At 57.6% G+C, this 11,787-nt stretch carries 11 protein-coding genes and 2 tRNA genes; 6 read left to right on the top strand and 7 right to left on the bottom strand.

Annotated features, from left to right (window positions below):
* Entirely contained in the window at positions 1-216 is a 216-nt protein-coding gene (locus VEH04_18545) for a hypothetical protein (protein HYG24773.1), read from the bottom strand.
* Between the two features lie 18 nt (positions 217-234).
* Complete coding sequence (locus VEH04_18540; GenBank protein ID HYG24772.1) at positions 235-1,389, bottom strand: hypothetical protein; 1,155 nt, start codon at positions 1,387-1,389, stop codon at positions 235-237.
* 167 nt (positions 1,390-1,556) lie between these two features.
* On the opposite strand from VEH04_18540, the gene VEH04_18535 reads away from it, so the two are divergent.
* The 4 genes from VEH04_18535 (at position 1,557) to VEH04_18520 (ending at position 7,147) form a co-directional block, all read left to right on the top strand.
* Complete coding sequence (locus VEH04_18535; GenBank protein HYG24771.1) at positions 1,557-2,849, top strand: isoprenylcysteine carboxylmethyltransferase family protein; 1,293 nt, start codon at positions 1,557-1,559, stop codon at positions 2,847-2,849.
* Between the two features lie 112 nt (positions 2,850-2,961).
* On the top strand, positions 2,962-3,273 hold the full coding sequence (locus tag VEH04_18530) for a PEP-CTERM sorting domain-containing protein (protein ID HYG24770.1): 312 nt from the start codon (positions 2,962-2,964) through the stop codon (positions 3,271-3,273).
* A 261-nt stretch (positions 3,274-3,534) separates the two neighbouring features.
* Positions 3,535-4,737 (top strand): acetate/propionate family kinase, encoded by a 1,203-nt coding sequence (locus VEH04_18525; GenBank protein HYG24769.1) that lies wholly within the window; start codon positions 3,535-3,537, stop codon positions 4,735-4,737.
* On the top strand, positions 4,718-7,147 hold the full coding sequence (locus tag VEH04_18520) for a phosphoketolase family protein (protein ID HYG24768.1): 2,430 nt from the start codon (positions 4,718-4,720) through the stop codon (positions 7,145-7,147). Before VEH04_18525 ends, VEH04_18520 begins: the two co-directional genes overlap by 20 nt.
* Positions 7,148-7,173: 26 nt before the next feature.
* Here VEH04_18520 and VEH04_18515 read toward each other — a convergent pair whose 3' ends face one another.
* Positions 7,174-8,544, bottom strand: a complete 1,371-nt coding sequence (locus VEH04_18515; protein HYG24767.1) for an HD domain-containing protein — start codon at positions 8,542-8,544, stop codon at positions 7,174-7,176.
* Between the two features lie 190 nt (positions 8,545-8,734).
* A complete protein-coding gene (locus VEH04_18510; protein HYG24766.1) occupies positions 8,735-8,965 on the bottom strand; it encodes a hypothetical protein in 231 nt (76 codons plus the stop codon).
* Positions 8,966-9,208: 243 nt separating this feature from the next.
* Here VEH04_18510 and VEH04_18505 point away from each other — a divergent pair.
* Positions 9,209-9,282: transfer RNA gene (locus tag VEH04_18505), tRNA-Gly, on the top strand.
* Positions 9,283-9,316: 34 nt separating this feature from the next.
* Here the strand turns inward: VEH04_18505 and VEH04_18500 are convergent.
* A complete protein-coding gene (locus tag VEH04_18500; protein HYG24765.1) occupies positions 9,317-9,544 on the bottom strand; it encodes a hypothetical protein in 228 nt (75 codons plus the stop codon).
* 89 nt (positions 9,545-9,633) lie between these two features.
* Here VEH04_18500 and VEH04_18495 point away from each other — a divergent pair.
* Positions 9,634-9,707 (top strand) — tRNA-Leu (locus VEH04_18495).
* 89 nt (positions 9,708-9,796) lie between these two features.
* Here the strand turns inward: VEH04_18495 and VEH04_18490 are convergent.
* Both VEH04_18490 and VEH04_18485 read right to left on the bottom strand, forming a co-directional pair.
* A complete protein-coding gene (locus tag VEH04_18490; GenBank protein ID HYG24764.1) occupies positions 9,797-10,198 on the bottom strand; it encodes a DUF1398 family protein in 402 nt (133 codons plus the stop codon).
* An 87-nt stretch (positions 10,199-10,285) separates the two neighbouring features.
* Positions 10,286-11,089, bottom strand: a complete 804-nt coding sequence (locus tag VEH04_18485; protein HYG24763.1) for an RNA polymerase sigma factor — start codon at positions 11,087-11,089, stop codon at positions 10,286-10,288.
* Positions 11,090-11,787 lie beyond the last annotated feature (698 nt).

Genomic DNA, 11,787 nt, shown 5'->3' with positions numbered 1-11,787 from the left:
TCAAATCAAATTCACGACCAACCGTAAAGAGCGACGCAACCCGTCCTTGAACACACGCCCCGGATCCTCCGTCTGCTTCAGGAAAGAGAGGTCGGCGCCGAATGCAAAGTCGTGATTGGGACGCCGCTCATCGATTCTCCCCTCATTCGTGGCAGCGAACGCGCCAAGAATCGTGAGGATTGAAAGGAAGACGAAAAGTGGGGCGAATGATTTCATCAAAGGCCTATCAAAACCTCACTCCTTCAAAAGCTTGATGCTGCCATGTCTGTTTCCGAGCGACACACGAGCGGCCGTGGAATCAGCGTGTTCAAACGCATCCGCGCCACGAGGCTTCAGCATCACCGGAAAATCAGACTCCACTTCCCCAAAGCTGGTGCGAGCCACCACCACTGGCTTGAGTTCCTTTCGCAGACGGACGTCGATCGAACCGAAGCTCGTCTCCACATCCACGTTGGTCACACCAGGTGATGCTGCGTTCAATTGAATGGAGCCGTGCTGATTTCGACAGACATAACTCGCGCCACTTCCTGCGATGTTCAGCCTCGAGAATGAGGTGGTCGCGGTGACTGATCCTGTTATGTCGGTTGCATCCACGCTCCCGTGGTGGTTGTTCAACAAGGTGTCTCCGGCAATTCTCGTCACGTTCAGCGATCCAAAAGTGGTACGCAAATCAGCGCCGCCCTGGACGTCGTGAACATCAAGGCGTCCATGCTGGTTCCGCAATTTGACCTCTCCGTCGACGTCAGACACTTCAATCGTGCCGAAGCTGCTCTCGGCGTCGAGCCGGCCTTTGATGCGTGCGGCCCTCAAGTCGCCGTGACTGTTGGACAGATTGGCCGGGCCAGCATCCGTGACACCCAGGGTCCCGAATGAATTTCGCGCACGAACTTCGCCTCCTATATTTTCCAGTGTCATGCGTCCATGAGCCGACGACGTGTCTACTTTCCCGTTCACGCCGCTGACCAGCGTCTCCCCAAAACCATTGCGCGCCACCACATTGACGGCGCGCGGCACATGCACCACCAGATCGGATCGATAGCTGCGAGCCGAAGTTTGCGGCGGCAGCGCAACCTGCAGCTTAAATCGGTTTCCGTCCTGAACGGCAGTGCATGCCGCCATGGCCGCCGCCTCACCTGCAAGGACGTCGGTTTCCGCGCGAGCCGCAAGTGTCCAGGTCCATCGGGCATCGGAATCCACTCCAACCACATGTAAAGCACCAAACTTATTTTCGACTTCGAGGGTCGTTACACCTGTTGGAACAGTGTTCGACTGGGCCACTGTTGCGACCCCATCGAGAGTCTTGCCCGACCAGACAGAGTCGATGCGCGCACAACCTGTTGTCCATGCGAGCAGGACGGCGAACACGGCAGCTGTAACCAGATTTTTCATGCGGAGAAGAGCCACGGCGGCGTTTCATCGTCGCGGTCCGGATGAGTCAACATCTCACGCTTTGCGTTGTCAACAGCATCGAAAACAGCGGCGAGGCGAACCCGATCGCCGTGAGCCGGTGCGATCCCGTTTGCCCGATCGGCGAGTCTTGTCCAACATGGCCGCGAATGAAACCGGCGGCGGCTCACAAGAAAAAGCCATCTTCAGCGGCAGGCACTGCCTCCGTCACGCCCTCATCCGCATCCAACGTTCCGCCTGCGTCGGCCACAAACACATGGATCGTACTCGCTGGCTTTGCCGCATTGGTGGTTTCCCTCTGGTTCGTTCGTTGGATGAAGATTCAGAACACGGTCAATGCCGCCATGATCTGCATGGGCGCCGTTGCACTGGCAAATTTCCTGCCCGATCTCCTTCTCCTCAAGGTGCATCGCCGCGCGTCGACAGGCATCGATTGGAATAACCGATCACCTTCATGGAACCGGGTGTTCACAAAGTTTCTCGGCTTGCTCGCTTCACTGAGCGCGGGCGCCGCGCTGTACGGACTGTTCCCCGAATACCATGGCGAGTTTTACAATCCGTTCTGGGAACTCATGCGAAAGATCCTGCCGTGGTGGATCGGACTTGCGATCCCCTATTTCTACCTGGTCGACAGCCACCAGGCAGAACCGGAGGACGGTTATTACCACGCGGGTCTACTGGCTAAATTTCAGTTCCGAAAGGTGGATTTCAAAGTTCTTCGACAACACGCGCTCGGATGGCTGGTGAAGATCTTCTTCATGGCGCTGATGTTCACCTATCTCGTGACGGACCTCCGCGGATTCATCAATTACGACTTTTCGACCGTCAAAAACTTCCGCACCTTCTTTGAGTTCAGCTATTTCTACATCTTCCTGGCCGACGTCGCGCTCGGTTGCGTCGGATATCTTTTGTCGTTGCGGATTTGCGACACACACCTGCGTTGGGCGGAACCCACGGCCGCAGGCTGGCTGGCGGCGCTCGCCTGTTACCAGCCATTCTGGTCACTGCTGGGCCGCCTCTATTTCGATTACTCGAGCAATTTCGCCTGGGGACCGTGGCTGCAGAATCATCCAACGATTTATTGCGTGTGGGGCGCGGCGATCATCCTGCTCTACGGAATTTATCTTTGGGCAACCATCGTGTTCGGCTGCCGCTTCTCCAACCTCACGCATCGGGGAATCATTACGAACGGACCTTACCGTTGGACCAAACACCCGGCGTATATTGCGAAGAACCTGGCGTATTGGATGACCTTCGTGCCGTTCATTGTGTCGAGCTCTGTGGCGGATTCCATTCGTCGAACCGTTCTGCTCCTGCTTGTGAATTGGATTTACTGGGTTCGCGCCAGAACGGAGGAGGCTCACCTCAGCCAGGATCCCGCTTACGTCGAATACCAGGATTACATCCGGCGGCACGGAATTTTCCGCTGGATGGGCAGGTAGTTGACATACATCCATCAACGGGTCCCCGATCGAAGTCGGATACGATGGCAGCAACGTCGCGGGTGTCACCGGCGGCACTGGCGCTGCAGACCAGGCTGCGGCTCTCGCCGTGATGACGGGCTTGGAGCTTTCAATCGCGCTGTCGGACCTCGGAGCGACTGGCGACATTCGCATCATGGTTGGGCAGAATGGCGGCGGCCACGATTTTTGGTCGAACCAGTTCCTGGGCGGACTGGCCGCGCCGCAAGGAAACCTTGGCGGTGACGGTCTTGGCAATTTCACAGGCGAAGGCGCCATCGACATGAACACTCTTCCAGGCGAACAATTCTTTACCGTGCAAGTTCCTGAGCCGACCGTTCTCAGCTTGATGGGGATCGGCGGACTCCTGCTCGCGGCCGTTCGACGCGCCTCTTCGAAAGCCTGACAAAGTCGAGCGCTCCTGCCGCAGAAGCGCGTGCCTTCAGGCCGGTTCAGGCTGAAAGATTGGGCACGGGTGGGCGCATTCCGAACTGTCACGCTTGGGGACACGCAAGCGGCGTGAGGGCCACCCTGCGTGTCTTAGCTGCCAATTCTCGCCGGCACAAGCGAGGTTCCCCCTTGTGACATTTGCCAATTCGCGGTAGGGAACTGTTCAACAGGGCGCGACACTTCAATGCACAACGGGAATGGCATCACATCGCCGTGCTTGTTGACCATCAATGGAGGGTCCTCAAGCATCAAGTTCGCTGCGTTTTCCATCGCAGGTAATTTGCAGCGCCTGCTGATGGGCAAGATTGAGCGGATCGGCCAGGCCAACTCCCAACTGGTGCTTCGGCAGCCAGGTGTACCGCAGCGGACGCAGTCCGTAACTGCGCCCGATCATAAGGCAGCCGTCGAAATTCTGATGCAATGGATCGATGAAAACATTGCATCGGACCGCCTGGTGGCGGCTGGCCATCGCGTGGTGCATGGCGGTCCTGAATACCGCGCGCACCAGCGAATCTCTCCTCAACTCGTCAAGGCACTTCGGAGCCTCGAACCGTTCGATCCCGAACATTTACCCGACGAGATTCGGCTGACCGAAGCTTTCCATTCGCGGCATCCAAATCTTCCGCAGGTGGCCTGCTTCGATACGGCGTTTCATCGCGATCTCCCATTGCGCGCGCGGATGCTGCCGATACCCCGCCGATTCCATGATCGCGGAATTCAACGTTATGGGTTTCACGGCCTTTCCTATGCGTTCATCGTTGAACAACTGGGGCGGGTTGCGGGTCCTGCCGCGGCTGAAGGCAGGTCGATCCTTGCCCACCTGGGAAACGGCGCGAGCCTGGCCGCAGTGCACAATGGACGGGCAATCGATACCACGATGGGATTCACTCCAGCGGCGGGCGTTCCGATGAGCACCCGGTCGGGGGACCTGGACCCAGGCTTGCCGTGGTTTCTGTCACGCACCGAACGGATGAGCGCCAGCCGCTGGAACAAAATGGTGAATTCTGAATCCGGGTTGCTCGGCATTTCCGAGACCAGCTCTGACATGCGCGAATTGCTTGAACGCGAATCGTCGGATCATCGCGCGGCGGAGGCGGTTCAAGTCTTCTGCTATTCAATCAGGAAAGCGATCGGCGCGCTCGCAGCCGCTCTCGGCGGCTTGGATACCATCGTATTCACGGGCGGTATCGGCGAAAATTCCCATCCAGTGCGGGCGCGCATCTGTGAGGGCATGGGTTTTCTCGGAATGGAAGTCGATCTGCCGCGCAATCAACAAAACGCACCTGTCATTTCAAGCAACGCGAGCCGTGTCACCATTCGGGTGATTCCGACCGATGAGGAATGGATGATCGCGCGCAGCGTTTGTGAGGTCCTCGGAATGCCGGTAGAGGCCAGCTATCATGAAATCGAAACGCAATAATCACGGAACGAAGCGGCGCTCGAAGGACGAGTTGCGGCGGATGGATGCGTATTGGCGAGCTGCCAATTACCTGTCGGTCGGACAGATCTACCTTTACGACAATCCGCTCCTGAAGAAGCCGCTGAAGCCGGCGCACATTAAGCCGCGACTGCTGGGACATTGGGGAACCACGCCAGGATTGAACTTCATCTACGTTCATCTGAACCGCGTGATCAGGTCGCACGACCTCAACATGATCTACATCACGGGCCCAGGGCATGGAGGGCCTGGCATTGTGGCGAACGCCTATCTCGAGGGCACCTACAGCGAGGTTTATCCCAATGTGTCGCAGGACGAAACCGGCATGAAGCGCCTCTTCAAGCAGTTCTCGTTTCCCGGCGGCATCCCCAGCCACGTGGCTCCTGAAACTCCAGGCTCAATTCATGAAGGCGGGGAGTTGGGATACTCGCTGTCACATGCATTCGGTGCGGCGTTCGATAATCCGGATTTGATCGTTGCGACCGTGATTGGCGACGGCGAAGCCGAAACGGGCCCGCTTGCAACAGGCTGGCATGGAAACAAGTTTCTGAATCCCGTGCGGGATGGAGCTGTTCTGCCAATCCTGCATCTGAATGGATACAAAATTGCAAACCCCTGCATCCTCGCGCGCATTCCGGAAGACGAACTTACAAAGCTCCTCGAAGGCTACGGATACACACCTCACTTCGTGGAGGGCCGTGACCCGCTGCAAACGCACAAGCGCATGGCTTCCGTTCTCGACGTTGTCATCGATGACATTCACACGATCTGGAAAACGGCGCGGAAGCGTGGATTCCACGGCCGCCCAGCGTGGCCAATGATCGTTCTGCGCTCGCCTAAAGGCTGGACCTGTCCCGCGGCCATCGATGGCAAGAAGTGCGAGGATTATTGGCGCGCGCACCAGGTCCCGATGGGCGACATGGAAAAAGCAGGCCACGTCAAGGTTCTGGAGAATTGGATGAAGAGTTATCGGCCTCACGAATTGTTCGACGACAACGGCCGGCTGATTCCTGAACTTGCGGAGCTTGCCCCAAAAGGCCATCGCCGGATGAGCGACAATCCGCACACAAACGGCGGCTTGTTGTTGCGCGATTTGAAGCTGTCAGATTTCCGCGACTACGCTGTGAAGATTTCCTCGCCAGGTGGAACTCCGGCCGAGGCCACACGCGTCATGGGCAAGTTCCTGCGCGATGTCATGAAGCTCAACCTGGAAACAAAAAACTTCCGGCTGTTCAGTCCCGACGAAAATAATTCAAACCGCTGGCAGGATGTCCTGGAAGTTACCAATCGCTGTCACGTTGCAGAAACACTGCCCGAAGACGATCACCTTTCGCCCGACGGACGCGTGATGGAAGTATTAAGCGAGCATCAATGCCAGGGCTGGCTTGAAGGTTACCTGCTGACTGGCCGGCACGGATTCTTCAGTTGCTACGAAGCGTTTATTCACATCATCGATTCCATGTTCAACCAGCACGCAAAGTGGCTGAAGGTGTGCAATGGAATTCCGTGGCGCCGTTCCATCGCATCGTTGAACTACCTCCTCAGCTCGCATGTCTGGCGGCAGGATCACAACGGATTCAGCCACCAGGATCCCGGTTTCATTGGCCATGTTGCGAACAAGAAGCCCGACGTTATCCGCATTTACCTGCCGCCCGATGCGAACACGCTGCTCAGCGTGACCGATCATTGCCTGCGCAGCCGCGATTACGTGAACGTCATTGTCGCGGGCAAACAACCCGCGCCTGTGTGGCTGACGATGGATGAAGCTATCAAGCATTGCACTGCTGGCGTGAGCATTTGGAATTGGGCGAGCAATGACCAGAACAGTGAACCCGATGTCGTGATGGCATGTTGCGGCGACGTTCCCACTCTGGAAACCCTTGCGGCTGTTGACCTGCTGCGGCATTACCTGCCGAAGCTGAAAATTCGCGTGATCAACGTCGTCGATCTCATGAAGCTGCAGCCGCCGAGCGAGCATCCGCACGGATTGAGCGACAAGGAATTCGACGCGCTCTTCACGACCGATAAGCCGACCATCTTCGCCTTTCACGGATATCCGTGGCTCATCCATCGTCTCGCCTATCGCCGCGCAAATCATCGCAATCTCCACGTGCGTGGTTTCAAGGAGGAAGGCACCACGACGACGCCATTCGACATGTGCGTGCTCAACGATCTGGATCGCTTTCACCTCGTGCGCGACGTGATCGATCGACTGCCGCAGCTCGGATCACGCGCGGCTTATGTGCGGCAGGAAATTGACAACAGGTTGATCGATCATCGTGCCTACATCCGCGAGCACGGCGAAGATCTTCCTGAAGTCCTTGGCTGGAAGTGGGGGTGGAAATGGACGGTGTCGTCCAAGAAAAGCTCCACGGAAGCAGACAACGCATAGTGCCCTATCACGAAGGCTGCTGATGATCACACGCGTTCGTCCAGCCACTTCAACGCGCCGTCCAGGTCGGCAAAGCAGCCCTCCAGCTGCGCCTCGAACGCGGCGTCCAGCAGGGTGCCGAACTGCCGTCCCGGCTGCATCCCGCGCGCGATCAGATGACGGCCCTGCAGAATCGGCTTCGGCGCGGATTCCTGCAGGCGCAGTGCGTGTGCCTTGTTCCGCAGCGCGGTAATCCCCTCGTGCAGCACCCGCGGCTTGGGAGGACGGCCAAAATGATCCGCCGTCATCACGAGGCAAAGTTCCTCAATGGTGGCGGGTTTGAGATGATTCGCGAGCCTGCGAACCGACCGATCCGTCGCCGTTTGAAGATGCGCGAGATGATGCGTAACGAGTGGCACCACCCGCTCTTTCAATTCATTGGGTGCATTGATCCGCGTCAGGAAAGATTCCGCGAGCGGGCCTCCCTGTTCCTCGTGCCCAGGGGAAACAATGCGGAGGCGCCCCTCGCGCTCGGCTGTGTGAGTTGTCTGCGGCTTGGCGAAGTCATGCGCGAGGACGGCAAACATCAGCACCTGACGCGCGGTGGAATCCAGCGGCTGGCGTTCCAGCAATTCCGCCAACGCGTCGCAACAATGGCACACGTGCGTGAACACATCCCCTTCCGGATGCCATTCAGGATCCTGCGGGGTCCCATCCAGCGCGGCGATTTCCGGGAAATGCTGCAACCAGCCCGTCTCCTTCAGGAACCGCAGCCCGGCAGATGGACGCTTGCTCAACTCCGCCCACTTAAACCACTCCGCGCCGACCCGTTCGACCGCAAGCTCAGGAAACGTATGGACGATGGAACGACACAACTCGATGGTGTCACCCGCGGGCTCAAGGTCGAAACGCGCGGCAAATTGCATTCCGCGAAGCACACGCAATGGATCCTCCACGAACGCCGCGCTTGTGTGGCGAAGCACCCGCCGCTGCAGATCATCGCGTCCACCAAAGAAATCGAGATATTCCCCCGTACGCGGATCAAACATCAGCGCGTTGATCGTGAAATCCCGGCGCCTGGCGGCTTCGCGCGGTTCAATGTTCGGATCGAATTCGATCTGAAACCCCTTGTGTCCCGCGGATGTTTTTGAATCCCGCCGCGGCACACTGAAGTCCCATTGCGCGCCGTTTCGCCCCGCAAACTTCACCACCCCGAACGATTTGCCGACCCGATCCACGCGCCCATGAGCGGCCAATTCCCGTGCCAGGCTTTCATAATCAACGCCATAGACCTCGATATCAAAATCGTGGTGCGGAATTCCGAGCAACGCATCTCTTACAAACCCGCCCACGAGATAAGCGCGAGCCAATGCCGGGACTTTGCCCAACAGGCGCTTCAGTTCATCGGGTATGTTCATGCGGATCGCGTCGCCTGCGGCCGTCGGTCCGAAATGCCAGAGTGCGTCCGCTGCAACGTTTCGGATTTCGATCCGTTTCGCAAGCGCGCGATCAACTGCTGCTTGGGGCCGGAGAAGCGCGGCGCTCGCGCCGCTTCAGCGTTGGCGAATCCGCAGGGCAATTATTTCACGCGACCCAGTGGGCTCATTATCAGGATTCATGGATCGCCTGAAGGGTTCGAAGCCGCGCAAGATCCTTCAATCGCTGCTGGGCGTCGGCCTCGCTTTCGGCGATGTCGAGCATCACCCGCGTTGGCATGTGTTGATGCAGCCAATGCTCACGATCGCGCTTCAGCCATTCTGAACCGGTGATCACGTCATAGGCGCATTCGGACCAGTCGTAAAAAACGACCCAGGAGGAGCTGAAGATTTCAAGTGTCATAGCCTGGCAATAATCGGGATGATCATACCGCGGATCGACGCGGTCTCAAGAAACAGATGCTCACAACCTTTTGGCAAGTTGTTCCCAATGCAGCGAAAGCGGCTGTGACGTTTTCCGCAGGAATGTGCAGCGCAGGTTTCGAAACCTGCTGTATCGCCGGCTTATCGCGCCCTCGGTGGTAAAAGAAAAAAACGGCGATTGCATGAGCTGTGGCCATCTGCTAAACGAAAACAGGTTGTGAGCGCGGGTGTGGTTCAATGGTAGAATGTGGCCTTCCCAAGGCTGAGACGAGGGTTCGATTCCCTTCACCCGCTCCACTCTCTCAAAAGGGCAACAAATTGCGCGTTTTTCTCAAACCCGCTGCGAACTCGTCACCGGAATGAAAATAAATGTGAGAATGGAAAAACGTCGAAAGAGTGAAATTACCCCGCAGATGCTGGTGTTTCGCCACTTCCACCGTGAGCATTCCCATTGGTTTCCAAAGCGATTCAATTCCATGAAGCGATCCATGTGGATTTGAACTTCTTCATCCAGGATGTTGATTCCTTTTCCGAAGCAGATCCCGAGGAGGCGAGCCACGCGCAGTTCCGCGACAGCGAACTATTCCATTGGGGCCCAATATTGCAGGGCTTGGGAAGCCACCTCCTGCCGGATGCACCACTTTGAATGGCGCGTTAGCGCCAACAGACAAGGCGTCCCGCTCAGAACGGGAAGGTTGAAGGTGCGAATCCTTCACACGCCAGGCCGATGCAAATCCGGACGCGGGCACCAACTTTCGCCGTCAAGGCATCCGCACAAGCCGGAAGGAATTTTTTCTCCGGCGCGCAACGTTCATCGCGGAGCCGCGCCAGGAAACCATTCCGTGTGTTGATCGCCCTGGCGGCCAAAGTAGGTCACCCGTTTTCCGCGGAGGAACGCAAAGTAGCCTTGGACGCCGGCCTCCATCGCGCGCCGGGTGAAATCACGGTATTTCTGCCCGTTCCGCTGGCTGTCCAGAATGTCAGCGCGAAGGGCAGCGGAATCGAACTCGGCAGCTACGGGAGGCAAACCTTCGAAATTGATCGGCGTCACTACTGTGGAGTCATTGGCGATGTAAAACGTCTTGCACAGGGTTACGTAATCCACGTGGTAATACTCGACGCCGGCAGTCATTAGTCGGCTGACGACTTCGGGAAATGAGATGCTGCCGTCGAGGGTTGCACGGGCTGTTTTGGCGATGATTTCGGTATTCATTTTGATCTGGTTCACTTTCGCCCTTTTTGGGCTTCAATGAATTAGACCTCCGCGAAAAGCCACTGTGACAGTTCCGCCGAAGATTTTTCAGTACTTCGCGAAGCCGGATTGCAGCAGGATTTCCCGCAATCGATTCGCCAGGTGCGGGCCGGCCAGAAACGGCTGCAGCCGGTAGAGTTCAGCGTGTTGCCGGTCGAGGTCTTGAAGTTCGTGCAAGTGGTCGGGCGCAACGTCCTTGATTGCGGCGATCCGGTCTTTGGAAAAATGCCTGTGGTTGGGATCGAGCCAGCCGTTGCGCATGAAACCGGTGGCCTTGCGTGCGCACCGACAAGGATTGGACTGGTTGACCAGGCCGCACTTGTTGTTCATGAATTGGTAGAGATCGTGCCGCGCGCGAGACAATAACTGACGAAAGTTCTCGGGAGTGACTTCCATGGCATCTGCCGCCGCTTTGCTGGTCTCCCCAAACACCTCGCCCAGGATGAAGGCGAGCCGTTGACGGCGATCAAGACACATCAGCATCGCGGTAACGCAGCCGAGCTTGGCTTCTTCCACGAAGAGTGCAGTCTCGACGGGCGAGGCGCCCGAGTCGGGCAATTCCTGGTCTGGCACGCCGTCGAGAGAAGCGCCCATGTCGGTGAACGTCATCGCTTTTTCCTCCATCTCGGATTTGCGGACGTTCAGGAGGTGGTTGACCGCCACGCGATACAACCAGGTGCGGAAGGCGCTTTTCCCGGAAAACGTATTCAGCCGGGTCACCGCTTTGGTGAAAATTTCCTGAGTCGCATCTTCCGCCACTTCGCGCCGCCAGCACATCCGCAGGGCGAGGTTGAAAACCCAGGATTGGTGTCTGCGCACAAGCGCATCCAATTCATCCAAACCGCCGGCCATCGCTTTGGCGACAAGATAATCGTCCGATTGGGATTCTGCGGTTCCCATGAGTGTTTAGACCGTTCTCGGATGAGGTTGTGACAGATCGCTTGGCGATTCCATGAATTTCGGTCCGATTTCCTCTTGCCGCGTGTAGCCCAATGCAGAGGCGCGAAATCCAAACCTTCGAGAGTGCAGATGCAATCCTGTCACACGGACCACTTTCGAATGCCCGCCGGTCAAGCGTGCCGGGCCTCGGTGCTAACGAGTGCCTGCCTTCTGTTCGAAGAGAACCGTCCGTCTTATAAAGCGATTCGCACAAGATGAGTGCCGAGCCCGGAAGCATTACCCGGCACGCGGACCATTTTCAATTGCCTCAAAGCGTTGGCAGCGATGCATTCGCTCGGAAAGCGAATTCAACTCGGCCCGCTCCGTCGTACTTGAGCGTGGGCGGGCGCAACTCCGAGTGAGGGCTCCAATTTAGCGGCCGTCCGCAGGACCGCAGTCGGGTAGCGTTCAGATGAGTTCCATAAGCTCGTCGTGTTCCGGGGCGGCACCCACCGTCGCTGATGTCGCCATGGCGGGCGGGCCGGAGACGGCGACCATCTTCAAGGGACTGTTGGTCTTTTGACAGGTCGGTAGCGTTTTGCTACCGTTTACCTATGAGTCAACCAGTCAAAGTTTCTGACGCCCTGGTTCTCGACGCCCGTCTCGCAGGC

It is taken from the genome of Verrucomicrobiia bacterium (genome assembly GCA_035629175.1).
In the GTDB taxonomy this organism is placed as follows: Bacteria; Verrucomicrobiota; Verrucomicrobiia; order Limisphaerales; family DASXHY01; genus DASXHY01.
Note: the sequence above shows the minus strand (reverse complement) of the source record. Positions and strands in the feature narration are given on the sequence as shown.

Bases quoted from the DNA above. Each gene is read 5' to 3' on its own strand.
- VEH04_18530 (HYG24770.1), top strand. From the start codon at position 2,962: ATGACGGGCTTGGAGCTTTCAATCGCGCTGTCGGACCTCGGAGCGACT.
- VEH04_18510 (HYG24766.1), bottom strand. From the start codon at position 8,965: ATGACACTTGAAATCTTCAGCTCCTCCTGGGTCGTTTTTTACGACTGG.
- VEH04_18490 (HYG24764.1), bottom strand. From the start codon at position 10,198: ATGAATACCGAAATCATCGCCAAAACAGCCCGTGCAACCCTCGACGGC.
- VEH04_18540 (HYG24772.1), bottom strand. From the start codon at position 1,389: ATGAAAAATCTGGTTACAGCTGCCGTGTTCGCCGTCCTGCTCGCATGG.
- VEH04_18520 (HYG24768.1), top strand. From the start codon at position 4,718: ATGAAATCGAAACGCAATAATCACGGAACGAAGCGGCGCTCGAAGGAC.
- VEH04_18535 (HYG24771.1), top strand. From the start codon at position 1,557: ATGAAACCGGCGGCGGCTCACAAGAAAAAGCCATCTTCAGCGGCAGGC.
- VEH04_18515 (HYG24767.1), bottom strand. From the start codon at position 8,544: ATGAACATACCCGATGAACTGAAGCGCCTGTTGGGCAAAGTCCCGGCA.
- VEH04_18485 (HYG24763.1), bottom strand. From the start codon at position 11,089: ATGGCCGGCGGTTTGGATGAATTGGATGCGCTTGTGCGCAGACACCAA.
- VEH04_18545 (HYG24773.1), bottom strand. From the start codon at position 216: ATGAAATCATTCGCCCCACTTTTCGTCTTCCTTTCAATCCTCACGATT.